This is a genomic window from Nonomuraea sp. NPDC049649 (assembly GCF_040675175.1).
In the GTDB taxonomy this organism is placed as follows: Bacteria; Actinomycetota; Actinomycetes; order Streptosporangiales; family Streptosporangiaceae; genus Nonomuraea.
Genome location: NZ_JBFAOH010000005.1, coordinates 1 through 15688 on the forward strand (window position 1 = coordinate 1; position 15688 = coordinate 15688).

The 15688-nt window shown below is 71.4% G+C and carries 13 protein-coding genes; 10 read left to right on the forward strand and 3 right to left on the reverse strand.

Annotated features, from left to right (window positions below; all coding sequences use genetic code 11):
• Positions 1-239 (forward strand): hypothetical protein (locus tag AB0J42_RS08890; protein WP_364290527.1); only part of this gene is annotated, 239 nt, incomplete at its 5' end.
• Between the two features lie 882 nt (positions 240-1121).
• On the opposite strand, the gene AB0J42_RS08895 is transcribed toward AB0J42_RS08890, so the two are convergent.
• The 3 genes from AB0J42_RS08895 to AB0J42_RS08905 form a co-directional block, all read right to left on the reverse strand.
• Positions 1122-1616, reverse strand: coding sequence for a transcriptional regulator (locus tag AB0J42_RS08895; protein WP_364290529.1), 495 nt, complete (start codon positions 1614-1616; stop codon positions 1122-1124).
• A gap of 324 nt (positions 1617-1940) precedes the next feature.
• Entirely contained in the window at positions 1941-2807 is an 867-nt protein-coding gene (locus tag AB0J42_RS08900) for a universal stress protein (RefSeq protein WP_364290531.1), read from the reverse strand.
• On the reverse strand, positions 2804-4231 hold the full coding sequence (locus AB0J42_RS08905) for an amino acid permease (RefSeq protein WP_364290533.1): 1428 nt from the start codon (positions 4229-4231) through the stop codon (positions 2804-2806). Before AB0J42_RS08905 ends, AB0J42_RS08900 begins: the two co-directional genes overlap by 4 nt.
• A gap of 182 nt (positions 4232-4413) precedes the next feature.
• Between AB0J42_RS08905 and pyrR the strand changes: the two genes are divergently transcribed.
• The 9 genes from pyrR to mihF all read left to right on the forward strand — a co-directional run bounded on the left by pyrR (position 4414) and on the right by mihF (position 15622).
• Entirely contained in the window at positions 4414-4959 is a 546-nt protein-coding gene (gene pyrR, locus AB0J42_RS08910; protein WP_364290535.1) for a bifunctional pyr operon transcriptional regulator/uracil phosphoribosyltransferase PyrR, read from the forward strand.
• Positions 4956-5873 (forward strand): aspartate carbamoyltransferase catalytic subunit, encoded by a 918-nt coding sequence (locus AB0J42_RS08915; RefSeq protein ID WP_364290537.1) that lies wholly within the window; start codon positions 4956-4958, stop codon positions 5871-5873. The genes pyrR and AB0J42_RS08915 overlap by 4 nt, the downstream gene beginning before the upstream one ends.
• The gene (locus AB0J42_RS08920) at positions 5870-7159 is read left to right on the forward strand and encodes a dihydroorotase (protein WP_364290539.1); all 1290 of its coding nucleotides are present in this window, start codon (positions 5870-5872) and stop codon (positions 7157-7159) included. Before AB0J42_RS08915 ends, AB0J42_RS08920 begins: the two co-directional genes overlap by 4 nt.
• Complete coding sequence (gene carA, locus AB0J42_RS08925; protein ID WP_364290541.1) at positions 7156-8262, forward strand: glutamine-hydrolyzing carbamoyl-phosphate synthase small subunit; 1107 nt, start codon at positions 7156-7158, stop codon at positions 8260-8262. The genes AB0J42_RS08920 and carA overlap by 4 nt, the downstream gene beginning before the upstream one ends.
• Positions 8249-11536: a carbamoyl-phosphate synthase large subunit gene (gene carB, locus AB0J42_RS08930; RefSeq protein ID WP_364290543.1), complete on the forward strand. Its 3288-nt coding sequence runs from the start codon at positions 8249-8251 to the stop codon at positions 11534-11536. Before carA ends, carB begins: the two co-directional genes overlap by 14 nt.
• 34 nt (positions 11537-11570) lie before the next feature.
• The gene (locus tag AB0J42_RS08935; RefSeq protein ID WP_364290545.1) at positions 11571-12422 is read left to right on the forward strand and encodes a dihydroorotate dehydrogenase electron transfer subunit; all 852 of its coding nucleotides are present in this window, start codon (positions 11571-11573) and stop codon (positions 12420-12422) included.
• Positions 12423-12434: 12 nt separating this feature from the next.
• Positions 12435-13412: a dihydroorotate dehydrogenase gene (locus tag AB0J42_RS08940; protein WP_364290547.1), complete on the forward strand. Its 978-nt coding sequence runs from the start codon at positions 12435-12437 to the stop codon at positions 13410-13412.
• Positions 13409-14107: an orotidine-5'-phosphate decarboxylase gene (gene pyrF, locus AB0J42_RS08945; RefSeq protein WP_364290549.1), complete on the forward strand. Its 699-nt coding sequence runs from the start codon at positions 13409-13411 to the stop codon at positions 14105-14107. Before AB0J42_RS08940 ends, pyrF begins: the two co-directional genes overlap by 4 nt.
• Before the next feature lie 1191 nt (positions 14108-15298).
• Positions 15299-15622, forward strand: coding sequence for an integration host factor, actinobacterial type (gene mihF / locus AB0J42_RS08950; protein ID WP_364290551.1), 324 nt, complete (start codon positions 15299-15301; stop codon positions 15620-15622).
• Positions 15623-15688: the final 66 nt, after the last annotated feature.

The following is a 15688-nucleotide window of genomic DNA, read 5'->3' on the forward strand; positions in this document are numbered from 1 at the left end:
GGCCCGATCCGAGCACGAACAGTAGTCAACGACAACATCAGGGGGTCAAGATTCAACCGTCGTCAGGGGGTCAGAATTCGGCCGTCGTTGACAGCCGTCGGCTGATGCTTCCTTCCCACCGCACGCCCGGCTTGGACGGCATCATCTGCCTGAGCTTGATGACCAGCCAGAGGGCCAAGACCGTGGTCGGGCTGCAGGGAATCCTCTCGCTCGCGGGCGCTCACACGGGCTTTCCGTGAAGATCGCGGGCCGCTACGCCCGACGCGAGTTCCCGGCAGAACCCGCTCCGCCGTGCCTGGCGGCCAGGGATTGCCGCGCCGCCATGTCTTCGCGCGGCGGGGGAGAACCATGGCGTCGCCCCGAATGTTGAGGTCGTCATGGCTGCCCCGAGACGCGCCGTCACGCCTTGGCGCAGGGGGTCGTCGCGCTGCCACGCCTTAGCGCCGGGGAGAACTCCCGGAATCGCCCGACACGTCGGGGGCGTCATGATTCCGCAAGAGCACGCACACGCAGCTAACCGCAGGGGGGGAAGGCCGTGGAGCCGGTGCTCGTCGCCATGGGGGACAGCTCCGCCGCCGGCCCCACTACCCCTGTGTGGTGGGAACCCCTGTTGGCGCCCAGGCCCCCGCGGCGCAGGCCACGAACGGCATGCGCGCCGAACCCATGCCGCGGCGCTCAGCATCAAGGGACCACTGCGCCTTGCCGCTTTGACGCCGGGGTTCCCGCGTCACGATGTCGAGGGAGTCACGTCCTCGCTCACCCGAGGCTCATCCTCGTAGCGTCGGGAAACCGCCCGGAGGTCACGTGCGCACGCTCGTACATCTGCACCGAGCCGCGTCTACGGAGGTGCTGTGCCCGTGCTCGTACATCTGCATCGAGCCGTGGCTACGAGGTGCTGTTTGGAGTGTTCATGACGGGTTGGGGCGAGGGAGGTTGACAGGAGAAGGGGGAAGTGCAGGGGTTTGTTGAATGGTCAAAGGTTTCATTCGGGAATGGCTGATTTTCGAGGGTGGTGAAATGTCGGGATGTGGGGGAGTTTTGAGGTTTTGTCAGGAACGCGATGAGGGGCGCGCCCTGGGATGGGCGCGCCCCTCATCGGCGGCTGTGCGGAGCCGGGTCGGTCAGAACGTCTCGACGGCCCGCCGGGCCTCGGCGTCGAGGACGCCCCAGCTGATCAGCTCCTCGGTGAGCTCACTGGGCGACTTGTCATATATGACGGCGAGGGAGCGCAGGTCCTCCTGCCTTATGGACAGCACCTTGCCGTTGTAGTCGCCCCGCTGGCTCTGGATGGTGGCGGCGTAGCGGGCCAGCGCCCCCGCCTTCTCCTTGGGCAGCGCGGCCAGCCTCTCCAGGTCGATCACAAGCTTGGGGGTCGGGCCGAGCGGGCTCGGCGCGGCACCGCCGGGCAGCAGCTCGGAGACGGGCACCCCGTAGAAGTCGGCAAGTTCGGCAAGCTTCTGCACCGTGACCGCACGGTCGCCCCGCTCGTACGATCCCACCACCACGGCCTTCCACCTGCCGCGCGACTTCTCCTCGACTCCATGCAGGGACAGGCCCTGCTGGGTGCGGATCGCGCGGAGTTTTGCACCCAGCGACTTAGCGTACTCAGACGGCATCGTGTGGCCCCCCGGCTCCTCGTTCTAATAGCTCTCAGTAGATTGTGCTCCCTCGCGGCGAAGGCCGCTGCTACCGGGGGTCCGGTGCCTGTCGGGCACTCATCGGTAGCGATGGCCCTGGGTTCACCCCAGAACGCCGCGCGGTGCTGGTTACGCACAGTGACGGTAAAGGGGCCGACGCCTAAGGTCAAGCTGATTGGAAAAAAGATGCCGAATCCGATCAGGCATAGAACGACGCATAAGCCCCTCTTGTCCCCGTACTAACTGTACTTCGTCCTAGTTTGCCGAGTAACCACAGCGGTTTTCGCACCGGGCCCGGACAAGTCAGGGCTGCCGTGTCAGGATCATGACCGGGCAGGTGGCCGCCCGCACGATCTTGATGCTGGTGTCGCCCAGGAACACCCGCCTGAGCGGCCCGGCGGAGCTGGAGGCGCAGATGATTAGCTCGCTCCGCTCCCAGTCGCCCATCCGCATGGCCGCGCCGACGGTCCTGCCCTCCAGCACCTCCAGGTCCACCTGGTGCCGCCGCCGGGGGCCGCGGGCGGCGGCGGTCAGGTCCATCATCGCCTGCTCGCGCATCCCCGCCATCATCTCCCCGCCCAGCGGATGCCGCCGGTAGGTCGCCATGACCAGCGTGACCAGCCGCAGCGGCAGGTCCAGCGCGGCCGCGATCCTGGCCGCCGCCTTGACCGTCTCGTCGGCACCGGGCCCGCGGCGGTAGGCGACGGTCAGGCGGGTCAGCGCGGGCGGGACGTCGTCGGCGTACCCGCGCGGGGCCAGCAGCACGGGCACCGGCGAGGAGTGCAGGAGCTGGTCGGCCGTGCTGCCCAGGGAGATGCGCCCGCGCCTGCCGCGCGGCGCCGAGCCGATCACCACCACGTCGGCGCCGCGCTTGCGCGCCAGTTCCACCAGTCCGCGCCCGCTGCCCCGCTGGGTGTACGTGAGCAGGTCCGCGTCCTCGCCGGCCAGTTCGCGGGCCTGCGCCAGCGTGGCCTCGGCCTGCTCGTCCAGGAAGGCCGCCCAGGCGCCCGCCTCCGCCCGTGCCGGACCCGGCGCGGGCCAGGCCGGCGCCTTGACGTACGCCACCTGCAGGCGGGCGCCGCTCTGCCCGGCCAGCAGCCTGGCCAGGGTCAGGCCGTCGCGGCCCCGCGGCTCCGGGACGAACCCGCTCAGCACCGTCTCGATCTTCACAGGGACACCTCCTCGGTGCTCAGCCGCGAGTGGCGGTAGCCGTACAGGAAGTAACAGAGCAGCCCGGCCAGCATCCACAGCGCGAACGCCACCCAGGTGACCCCGGCCAGACCGGCCATGACCAGGACGCAGAACACCACCCCGAGCACCGGGGTGACGGGGAAGAACGGCGTGCGGAACTTCCGCGGCAGGTCGGGCCGGCGACGGCGGAGCACCAGCACCCCGGCGTTCACGATCGCGAACGCGAACAGCGTGCCGATGCTGGTCGCCTCGGCGAGGTGGCCGAGCGGGACGAGCCCGGCCAGCACGCAGACGAACGCGGTGACGATGAGGGTGTTGGCCGCGGGCACCTGCCGGCTCGGGCTCACCCGCTGGAACACCCGGGGGACGAGCTCGTCGCGGGACATGGCGAACAGGATGCGGGTCTGCCCGTACATGACCGTGAGCACCACGCTCGCGATCGCGACGACCGCGCCGAACGAGATGATCAGGCCCGCCCAGGTGGAGCCGGTGGCCAGATCGGCGATGAAGGACAGGCTCGCCTCGGTGTGGGCGGGGTCGAACGCGGTCCACGGCATCGCGCCGATCGAGGCCACCGCCACCAGCACGTAGACGACGGTCACGATGAGCAGCGACAGCACGATGGCCCGCGGCAGGTCGCGCCGCGGGTTCCTGGCCTCCTCGCCGGCCGTGGAGGCGGCGTCGAAGCCGATGTAGGAGAAGAACACCTGCGAGGCCGCCGCCGTCACCCCGGCCACCCCCATCGGCGCGAACGGCGAGAAGTTGCCCGCGCTGAAACCGGTGAACGCCACCGCGCAGAAGAACAGCAGCACGGCCACCTTGATGGCCACGAACACCACGTTGGCCGTGGCGCTCTCGGAGGCCCCCCGCAGCAGCAGCCAGGTCGCCAGCAGCACGATGAGGATGGCGGTGACGTTCACCACGCCGCCGTCCTGGCCGGGGGAGCGGGTGATCGCGTCGGGCAGGCGCCAGCCGGCCAGGCTCTCCAGGAACGCGTTCAGGTACTCGCCCCAGCCGACCGCCACGGCCGCCACCGACACCGCGTACTCCAGCATCAGGCACCACCCGCACACCCAGGCGACCAGCTCGCCCATCGTCGCGTACGCGTAGGAGTAGGACGATCCGGACACCGGGATGGTCCCGGCGAGCTCCGCGTACGAGAGCGCGGAGAACAGCGCCGTGACCGCCGCCAGCACGAACGCCACCGTGACCGCCGGGCCCGCCTTGGGCACGGCCTGGCTCAGGATCACGAAGATGCCGGTGCCGAGGGTGGCGCCGACGCTGAAGAGCGTCAGCTGCCACAGCCCCATGGTGCGGCGCAGCTCGCCGCCCTCGCCGTGGCCGCTCTCCGCGACCAGCCGCTCGGTGGGCTTGGTACGGAGGAGCCGCCGCACGACTGTCATCACCGGCTCCCTTGGGCGCACTGGCGACGATGACAGGTCATTGTGTCTCTATCCCCCAGCTCGTCCCCGGTTCACCCGCCAGGGGGCGCCCGGTTCGGGCGGATCCCCCCTGGTACTCTGTGACCCGACCAACACCCTTTAAGCCCCGTCCTGTGAGGCGGGAAAGGTGGTGAGATTTCGGCATGTCCGAATCCAGGGCCGTGCTCGAAGGCCCGGACATCCATCGGGCGCTGACCCGTATCGCCCACGAGATCCTCGAACGGAACAAGGGCGCCGACGAGGTCGTCCTCATCGGCATTCCCACCCGCGGCGTGACCCTCGCCCACCGGCTCGGCGAGCGCATCGAGCGGTTCGAAGGCGTCAAGGTCCCGGTCGGCTCGATCGACATCACGATGTACCGCGACGACCTGCGTCACGGCCCCGCCCGGCCGCTGGGCCGCACCGAACTGCCGCCCGACGGGGTCGACGGCAAGACCGTGGTGCTCGTCGACGACGTCCTCTACTCCGGCCGCACGGTCCGCGCGGCGCTCGACGCGCTCAGCGAGTTCGGCCGCCCGGCCGCCGTGCAGCTCGCCATCCTGGTCGACCGCGGCCACCGCGAGCTGCCCATCCGCGCCGACTTCGTCGGCAAGAACCTTCCCACGGCCAAGAGCGAGAAGGTGAAGGTGTTCCTGCGGGAGATCGACGGGCGCGACGCCGTCATCCTCAGGAAGGAGGACGCCAGGTGAAACGGGACCTCATCTCGGCCGGTGACCTCACCCGCGACGACGCGCTGCTCATCCTCGACACCGCCGAGGAGCTGGCGAGGATCTCGGAACGTTCCATCAAGAAGCTGCCCACACTCCGCGGCCGCACGGTCGTCAACCTGTTCTTCGAGGACTCCACCCGGACCCGCATCTCGTTCGAGGCGGCGGCCAAGCGGCTCTCCGCCGACGTGATCAACTTCTCGGCGAAGGGGTCCAGCGTCTCCAAAGGGGAGTCGCTGAAGGACACCGCGCTGACCCTGGAGGCGATGGGCGCCGACGCGGTCGTCATCCGCCACGCCGCCTCCGGCGCTCCGTACCGGCTGGCCAGCTGGGTCCACGGCAGCGTGGTCAACGCCGGCGACGGCACCCACGAGCACCCGACCCAGGCGCTGCTCGACGCCTTCTCGATGCGCCGGCGCCTCGGCAATCTCGACGGCCGCCGCATCACCATCGTGGGCGACGTGCTCCACAGCCGGGTCGCCCGCTCCAACGTGCTGCTGCTGCACCTGCTCGGGGCCGAGGTCACGCTGGTGGCCCCGCCGACCCTGCTGCCCGTCTCGGTCGACACCTGGCCGTGCGCGGTCTCGTACGACCTCGACGCGGTGCTGCCGAAGTCCGACGCGGTCATGATGCTGCGGGTCCAGAAGGAGCGGATGAGCGCCGCCTACTTCCCGAGCGAGCGCGAGTACTCGCGCCGCTACGGGCTGGACCGCGACCGGTTCGCCAAGATGCCCGACGACGCCATCGTGATGCACCCCGGCCCGATGAACCGGGGCATGGAGATCGCCGCCGAGGTGGCCGACTCCCCGCGCTCGACGATCGTCGAACAGGTCGCCAACGGGGTGACCATCCGCATGGCCGTCCTCTATCTGCTACTCGGGGGAGAAACAGCGTGATCATCCGTAACGTACGGATTCTAGGAGAGGAACCGGTCGACATCCGCGTCGACGGCGTCGAGATCGCCGAGGTCGGCCCCGGCCTCACGGGCGACGACGAGGAGGTCGACGGCGGCGGCGCGATCGCCCTGCCCGGCCTCGTCGACCTCCACACCCACCTGCGCGAGCCCGGCCGCGAGGACGCCGAGACCGTCGAGACCGGCACCCGCTCGGCCGCCCGCGGCGGCTACACCGCCGTACACGCCATGGCCAACACCTCCCCGGTCGCCGACACGGCGGGCGTGGTCGAGCAGGTGTGGCGGCTCGGCCGCGAGTACGGCCACTGCGACGTGCAGCCCGTCGGCGCGGTCACCGTCGGCCTGGAGGGCCGCCAGCTCGCCGAGCTGGGCGCGATGGCCGAGTCCGCCGCCCGCGTCCGGGTCTTCTCCGACGACGGCATGTGCGTCTCCGACGCGGTGCTCATGCGCCGGGCCCTGGAGTACGTGAAGGCGTTCGACGGCGTCGTGGCCCAGCACGCCCAGGAGCCCAGGCTCACCGAGGGCGCGCAGATGAACGAGGGCATCGTCTCCGGACGGCTCGGCCTCACCGGCTGGCCCGCCGTCGCCGAGGAGGCGATCATCGCCCGCGACTGCCTGCTGGCCGCGCACGTCGGCTCCCGGCTGCACGTCTGCCACGTCTCCACCGCCGGGTCGGTCGAGATCCTGCGCTGGGCCAAGTCCAAGGGCTGGAACGTCACCGCCGAGGTGACCCCCCACCACCTGCTGCTCACCGACGACCTGGTGGAGGACTCGCCGGTCGGCGCCTACAACCCCATCTACAAGGTCAACCCGCCGCTGCGCACCGCCGCCGACGTGGAGGCGCTGCGCGAGGCGCTCGCCGACGGCACCATCGACATCGTCGCCACCGACCACGCCCCCCACCCGGTGGAGGACAAGGAGAGCGAGTGGTCGGCCGCCGCGATGGGCATGATCGGCCTGGAGACCGCGCTCAGCGTGGTGCAGGAGGCGATGGTCGACACCGGCCTGCTCGACTGGGCGGGCGTGGCCGACCGCATGTCGTACGCTCCCGCCCGGATCGGCCGGCTGACCGGCCACGGCCACCCGATCGCGCCCGGCGCCCCCGCCAACCTCACCCTCTACGATCCCGGCCACCGCGCCCCCGTGGACTCCTCGTCCTTCGCGTCGAGGAGCCGCAACACCCCCTACGTCGGGATGACCCTCCCCGGCCGGGTGGTGGCGACGTTCCTGCGCGGCAAGCCCACCGTCCTCGAAGGGAAACTGGTGTGAGCGGAGCCCTGCTCGTCCTGGAGGACGGCCGCGTCTTCCACGGAACCCCCTACGGCGCCGAAGGCGAGACGTTCGGCGAGATCGTCTTCAACACCGCGATGACCGGCTACCAGGAGACCCTCACCGACCCCTCCTACCACCGCCAGATCGTCGCCATGACCGCCCCCCACATCGGCAACACCGGCGTCAACGACGAGGACCCGGAGTCGGCCCGCGTCTGGGTCGCCGGATACGTCGTGCGCGAGCCCTCCCGGGTGGTGTCGAGCTGGCGGGCCACCCGCTCCCTCGACGACTACCTGAAGGACCAGGGCGTCGTCGGCATCGCCCTGCGCGGCACCCGCGCCCTCACCCGCCACCTGCGCGAACGCGGCGCCATGCGGGCCGGAGTCTTCTCCAGCCCGAAAGAGCCGGTCGAGGCGCTGGTCGAACGGGTGCGTCAGACGCCCTCCATGGTGGGCGCCGACCTGACCGCCGAGGTCGCCACCGCCGAGCCGTACGTCGTGCCCGCCGTCGGCGCCAAGCGCCACACCGTGGCCGCCATCGACCTCGGCATGAAGGACATGACCCCGCGCCGGATGGCCGAACGCGGCTGCGAGGTGCACGTGCTGCCCGCCACCGCCACGTTCGCCGACATCGAGGCGGTCCGCCCCGACGGCGTGTTCTTCTCCAACGGCCCCGGCGACCCCGCCACCGCCGACATCACCGCGCTGCGCGAGGTGCTGGCCGCGCGGATCCCGTTCTTCGGCATCTGCTTCGGCAACCAGCTCTTCGGCCGGGCGCTCGGCCTGCCCACCTACAAGCTGCGCTACGGCCATCGCGGCGTCAACCAGCCCGTCCAGGACGTACGGACCGGCAAAGTGGAGATCTCCTCCCACAACCACGGGTTCGCCGTCGAGGCGCCGCTCGACGGCCCGTTCGACACCCCGTACGGGCCGGCCGAAGTCACCCACGTCAACCTCAACGACCGCTGCGTGGAAGGACTGCGCCTGCTCGACGGGCGCGCCTTCAGCGTCCAGTACCACCCCGAGGCCGCCGCCGGCCCCCACGACGCCGCTTACCTGTTCGACGAGTTCTGCGAGGTCATGAGCCGTGCCCAAGCGTGAGGACATCAAGTCCGTGCTGGTGATCGGCTCCGGGCCGATCGTGATCGGGCAGGCGTGCGAATTCGACTACTCCGGCACCCAGGCGTGCCGGGTGCTGCGCGACGAGGGCTTCCGCGTCGTCCTGGTCAACAGCAACCCGGCCACCATCATGACGGACCCCGAGTTCGCCGACGCCACCTACGTCGAGCCGATCACCCCCGAGTTCGTCGAGAAGATCATCGCCAAGGAGCGGCCCGACGCGCTGCTGCCCACCCTCGGCGGCCAGACCGCGCTCAACACCGCGGTCGCGCTGCACGAGGCGGGCGTGCTGGAGCAGTACGGGGTCGAACTGATCGGCGCCGACTTCGACGCCATCCAGGCGGGCGAGAACCGCGAGCGGTTCAAGGAGATCGTCGCCAAGGTCGCCGCCGAGCGCGGGCTGAACGCCGAGTCGGCCCGCTCGGCCATCTGCCACAGCATGGACGAGGTGCTGGCCGCGGCCGGCGAGCTGGGCTACCCGGTGGTGGTGCGGCCGTCGTTCACCATGGGCGGGGTCGGGTCCGGGTTCGCCCACGACGAGGACGAGCTGCGGCGCATCGCCGGGGCGGGGCTCGACGCCTCCCCGACCACCGAGGTGCTCCTGGAGGAGTCCATCCTCGGCTGGAAGGAGTACGAGCTGGAGGTGATGCGCGACAAGAACGACAACGTGGTCATCGTCTGCTCGATCGAGAACCTCGACCCGATGGGCGTCCACACCGGCGACAGCATCACCGTCGCGCCCGCGCTCACCCTCACCGACCGCGAATACCAGAACATGCGCGACGTGGCCATCGCGGTCATCCGCGAGGTCGGCGTCGACACCGGCGGCTGCAACATCCAGTTCGCGGTCGACCCGCGCACCGGCCGGATGATCGTCATCGAGATGAACCCGCGGGTGTCGCGGTCCAGTGCGCTGGCCTCCAAGGCCACCGGCTTCCCGATCGCGAAGATCGCCGCCAAGCTGGCCGTCGGCTACACGCTCGACGAGATCCCCAACGACATCACCCAGGAGACCCCGGCCTCCTTCGAGCCGACCCTCGACTACATCGTGGTCAAGGTGCCGCGCTTCGCCTTCGAGAAGTTCCGCGGCGCCGACCGCACCCTCACCACCCACATGAAGTCGGTCGGCGAGGCGATGGCCATCGGCCGCTCCTTCACCGAGGCGCTGCAGAAGGCGATGCGCTCCCTGGAGCGGAAAGGCTCCTCCTTCTCCTGGGCCGGCGACCCCGGCGACAAGGACGAGCTGCTGGCCGCCGTCCGCACCCCGCACGACGGCCGGCTCCGCGCCGTCCAGCAGGCCATCCGGGCCGGCGCCACCCCCGGCGAGCTGTACGAGGCGACCGGCATCGACCCGTGGTTCCTCGACCAGCTCTTCCAGCTCGACGAGGAGGCCCGCGCCGTCGCCGCCGCGCCCGAGCTGACCGCCGAGGTGCTGGCCGCCGCCAAACGCCACGGCTTCAGCGACGCCCAGATCGGCGAGATCCGCGGCATCGGCGAGGCCCGCGTCCGCGACCTGCGCCACGCGCTCGGCCTGCGGCCGGTCTACAACACCGTCGACACCTGCGCCGCCGAGTTCGCCGCCAAGACGCCCTACCTCTACTCCACCTACGACGAGGAGGACGAGGTCCCCGCCGGCACCCGCCAGAAGGTGATCATCCTCGGCTCGGGGCCGAACCGGATCGGGCAGGGCATCGAGTTCGACTACGCGTGCGTGCACGCCTCCTTCGAGCTGTCCAGGGCCGGCTACGAGACGGTCATGGTCAACTGCAACCCGGAGACCGTCTCCACCGACTACGACACCTCCGACCGGCTCTACTTCGAGCCGCTCACGTTAGAGGACGTCCTGGAGGTGGTCCACGCCGAGCAGCGGACCGGCCCCGTCGCCGGCGTCATCGTGCAGCTCGGCGGGCAGACGCCGCTCGGCCTGGCCCAGGCGCTCAAGGACGCGGGCGTGCCCGTCGTCGGCACCTCGCCCGAGTCCATCCACCTGGCCGAGGAACGCGGCGCGTTCGGGCGGGTGCTGGCCGAGGCGGGGCTGCCCGCGCCCCGGCACGGCACCGCCACCACCGTCGCCGAGGCCGTCGCCGTCGCCGGGGAGATCGGCTATCCGGTGCTCGTGCGTCCCTCGTACGTACTCGGCGGCGCCGGCATGGCGATCGTGCACGACGACGAGACCCTCACCCGCTACATGGCCGCCCAGGAGGGCGGCCACCCGGTGCTCGTCGACAAGTTCCTGGACGAGGCCGTCGAGATCGACGTCGACGCCCTCTACGACGGCGAGGAGCTCTACCTCGGCGGCGTCATGGAGCACATAGAGGAAGCCGGCATACACTCCGGCGACTCGGCGTGCGCGCTGCCGCCCATCACGCTGGGCGGCGCCGACATCAAGCGCGTCCGCGCCGCCACCGAGGCCATCGCCCGCGGCGTCGGCGTGCGCGGGCTGCTGAACGTCCAGTACGCGATCTCCTCCGGGACGCTGTACGTGCTGGAGGCCAACCCGCGGGCCAGCCGGACAGTGCCGTTCGTGTCCAAGGCGACCGCGGTGCCGCTGGCCAAGGCGGCCGCCCGGATCATGCTCGGCGCCACCCTGCGCGAGCTGCGCGCCGAGGGCATGCTCCCGGCCGAGGGCGACGGCGGCACGCTGCCCCTGGACGCCTCCATCGCGGTCAAGGAGGCGGTGCTGCCGTTCAACCGGTTCCGCGGCGTCGACATCGTGCTCGGGCCCGAGATGCGCTCCACCGGCGAGGTCATGGGCATCGACGCGTTCTTCGGCATCGCCTTCGCCAAGTCGCAGGCGGCCAGCTACGGCGAACTTCCGACCAAGGGACGCGCGTTCGTATCCGTGGCCAACAGGGACAAGCGTGCCATGATCTTCCCTGTGAAGGCGCTGGCAGACCTGGGCTTCGAGATCCTCGCCACCGAGGGGACCGCCGAGGTGCTGCGGCGCAACGGCGTCCATGCCAAGATCGTGCGCAAGCACAGCGAAGGGACCGGTCCAGGAGGTGAACCGACCAGCGTGCAGGCCATCCTCGACGGGGAGATCGACCTGATCGTCAACACCCCGTTCGACAGCCCCGGCCAGCCCGGGTCGCGGCTCGACGGCTACGAGATCCGCACCGCCGCCGTGCTGCGCGGCATACCGTGCATCACCACGGTGGCCGGGCTCGCCGCCGCCGCGGCCGGCATCCAGGCCATCGTGCGGGGGGACGTCGGCGTACGGTCCCTCCAGGAGCACGCACAGGCACTACGGGGCTGACCCCAGGAGGTGAAGCAGACTGGCCGGCACTCCGGTGCAGGTGACGGGCACGGTGCTGACGACGCGCCGGGTCGACGCCTACCATGCGCTGACCGTGGTGGCACCCGGCATCGCCGAACGCCACCGCCCCGGCCACTTCGTCTCCGTCGCGGTCGGGGGCGCGCACACGTCCATGGTGACGCGGCGCGCCCTGACGATCCACGACGTCAAGGCCGACTACGGCGGCACGGTCGAGCTGGTCTTCACCGTGCGCGGCCCCGGCACCGCCTGGCTGGCCGAGCGCCGCGCCCGCGACACGCTCGACCTGGTCGGCCCGCTCGGCCGGCCCTTCCCGCTGCCGCGCGACCCCGTCCACTGCGTGCTGGTCGGCACCGAGTACGGGTCGGCCGTGCTGTTCCCGCTGGCCGACATGCTGCTGCAACGGGGCTGCCGGGTCGACTTCGTGCTCGGCGCGGCCAGCGCCGACCGGGTGTTCGGCGCCATGCGGGCCCGCCGCCTGGCCGAGACCACCACGCTCACCACCGAGGACGGCTCGCTCGGGCTGCGCGGCCGGGTCACCGACGCGCTCCCGTCCGTGATCGCCGACACCCGGGCCGACGCCGTCTACGCCTGCGGGCCGATGGAGTCGCTGCGCGCCGTCACCGCGGTCGCGATGGAGTTCGACATCCCCGTCCAGGTGGCGGTCGAGGAGGCGATGGCGTGCGGCATCGGCGTCTGCATGACCTGCGTCCTGCCGGTCATCGGCGACGACGGCACCACCCGGATGGTCCGCGCCTGCGCCGAGGGCCCGGTGTTCCGCGGTGAGCGGGTGCGCTTCGAGGACGTCGGAACGATCCCGTTCGACGCACTCGGCGCCCCCGGAGGCGGTGCCCGCCATGCCGGATAGCGGGTGAACGCGATGTCCGTCGACATGCGCACCTTCCTCGCCCACGTGGAGCTCGCCACCCCGATCACCACGGCCGCCGGCTGCGCCTCCTCCGGGCGCGAGCTGGCCCAGTTCTTCGACCTGCACCGGCTTGGCGCGCTGACCACCCGCTCGGTCACCATGGCGCCGCGCGCCGGGCGGCCCACGCCCCGGATGGCCGAGACGCCCTCCGGCATGCTCAACGCCGTCGGCCTCCAGGGGCCGGGCATCGACACCTTCCTGGACCGTGAGCTGCCCTGGCTGGCCCAGCGCGGCATCAAGACCATCGTGTCCATCGGCGGCGGCACCGTCGCCGAATACTCCGAGCTGGCCCGCAGGCTCGCCGACGCGCCCGGGGTGACCGCGCTGGAGGTCAACCTGTCCTGCCCCAACATGGAGGACCGCGGGCGGGTCTTCGCCCGCGAGGGCGGCACCGCCGCCGAGGTGATCGCCTCGGTCCGGTCCATCATGCGCTACGACGTCCCCGTGGTCGCCAAGCTGGCGCCCGACGTGGCCGACATCGTGGCCGTCGCCCGCGCCTGCGTGGACGCCGGGGCCGACGCCCTCTGCATGATCAACAACCCGCTGGGTATGGCCATCGACACCGAGACGCTCCGGCCGTCGCTGGCCGCCGTCACCGGGGGCCTGTCCGGGCCCGCCATCCTGCCGCTCGCCGTCCGCTGCGTCTGGCAGGTGCACGCCGCGCTGCCCGGCGTGCCGCTCATCGGCGTCGGCGGCGTCATGACCGGCAGGGACGCCTTCCAGCTCATCCTGGCGGGCGCCTGCGCCGTCGGGGTCGGCACGGCCCTGTTCCACGACCCGTACGCGTGCCTGCGCATCGAGCGCGAGCTCGAAGACCTGCTCCAGGCGCGCGGCTTCCAGCGGCTGGCCGACGCGGTCGGCCTGGCCCACCGGCCGCCGGGCAGCGCCGCCCGGCACCTGCTCGTCGACACCGAGGAGAGCACCTCTTGACTCCCGCACCCATAGCCGTCGCCCTCGACGCCCCCGACCTGGAGACCGCCGCCCGCTGGGCCGCGCTGGTGACCCCGCACGTCACCACGGTCAAGGTCGGCCTGGAGCTCTACCTGCGCTACGGGCCCGACGTGATCGACTCCGTGCGCGGGGCCAGCGGCGTGGAGGTCTTCCTCGACCTCAAGCTGCACGACATCCCCAACACCGTCTCAGGCGCCGCCGGCGCCGTCGCCCGGCTGCGGCCCTCCATCCTCACCGTCCACGCCGCGGGCGGCCCCGCCATGATCAGGGCGGCCGTGGAGGCGGCCCCGCACACCCGCATCGCCGCCGTCACCGTGCTCACCTCGCTCTCCGACGACGACCTGGAGCGCATCGGGCTCGCCGGCCCCGCGCCCGACGCCGTCCGCCGCCTGGCGGCCCTGTCCGTGTCGGCGGGCGCCACCGCGCTCGTCTGCTCGCCGCACGAACTCCGCGCCGTCCGGGCCGAGGTGGGCGACGACATCACCCTCATCACCCCGGGCGTCCGCCCGGCAGGCTCGGCCACCCAGGACCAGGCCCGCGTGGCCACCCCCGAACAGGCCCTCGCCGACGGCGCCGACCTCCTGGTGATCGGCCGGCCCATCACCGCCTCCCCGGACCCGGGCGCGGCGGCCGCGGCCATCGCCGCCTCCCTCCGCCGCACCAGCCACGCCTGACAGCCGTTCTTCCGGCAGCGCGCCCCCTGCCGCCCGACGGCCGTCGGCAGGGCGGGGGTGAGCGACCGCCCCAGCACGCCGTTGATCGCCCCGCGGTGGTCGGCGGATCAGGAAAACAGCCTGTGACCCTCGTGAGCCCCAGCCAGAGCTCGGAGACCCGCCCAAGTCAGGAGGGCGCCCCGCCCAGAGCTGGAGGGCACCTCGGCAAGAGCCGGAGGGCGCCGCGCACAAGGCAGGAGGGCACCCCGGCCAGCGCGGGAGGGCGGCCCGGCAAGAAGGGGGAAGGCGACGGCCAGAGCTGGAGGGCGGCCCGGCCAAAAGGGGGGAAGGCGACGGCCAGAGCCGGAGGATGGCCCGGCCAGGGGGAAGCGACCCACCCAGGGCTGGAGGGCGGACGGTGCCAAGGCGTCGTGGTGATACCGGCGCTCACCCACCCGCCCGACGCGGAAGGTCCGACTCTGCGACATCCGGCGCGTCGGAGGCCGCGCCGTGCGGGCGGTTCCGACGGGGTCTGCCATGGCCGGCCGTGCCGGGCGCGGGCAGGTCGGACACGAGGTGCCTGGCGCGGTGGGCTCCGGCGTGGTCGGTTCCGACCCGGTTGGCTGCGCCGCGGCCGGTCGGTCGCGGCGCGTGGCTTGTGAGGGGCCAGCCTGTGGAGGCCGTGAGCGATGGGCCTCCGCGGTTTAAGCCGGCCCGGGCGCGGCCCGGTGGCTCCTAGGTGCCGGGGGCTAGCCGGCGTGGGCTTCACCGAACCGCTCTGGGGGTGCGGTGTCGGTGCGGTCGTTCGTACGAGAAATCTTGACACGAGGCTCCACAGCGGGAGGTTCCCGTGGCGGCGGGACGGGCGCGAGAGGGGGCGGCGGCCTGAGATCGCCGACGCCGGCGCGCGGCCGGGCCGGGCGCCACTCCGGCACGGCGCGGCCAGGTTTCGGACACAGGTCAGCCCCGCTTTCGGACACGCCCCGCATGTCCGTACGTGATCATCGTAGCGCCCCTCGCCGCGTCCGCGTGCGCGGTTGAAACCCGGAAGTGAGGGCGATTTGATCAGCAGTCAGTGATTTTACGAACACGGAATGTGATGAAGTGGATTTTGTGGCGAGAGAAACCGCCCTTGGCGTTGCCTAGGGGGCAATGACCAGCTAGTTTCCCTTCCCGTCCGAGTACATCGACAGAAATTCGAGGTGACCCGGCGTGGCTCTTCCTCCCCTGACCCCCGAGCAGCGCGCCGCAGCCCTGGAGAAGGCTGCAAAGGCCCGTAAAGAGCGTGCCGAGGTCAAGAACCGGCTCAAGCATGGCGCGGTTTCTCTGGCTGAGGTGCTCAAGGATGGGCAGACCGACGACGTCATCGGCAAGATGAAGGTGTCGGCATTGTTGGAGTCGCTCCCTGGCGTGGGCAAGGTCCGCGCCAAGCAGTTGATGGAGAAGCTTGCCATCGCCGAGTCCCGCCGCGTGCGGGGCCTCGGCGCGAACCAGAGGGCCGCCCTCGAGCGCGAGTTCGGTGGCGGCGAGAGCTAATCTCGGTTCCACACGGAGCTTCTGGTTCGACGGGGGGTAGGAAGTGACCGACAGGTCCTGGTCCGG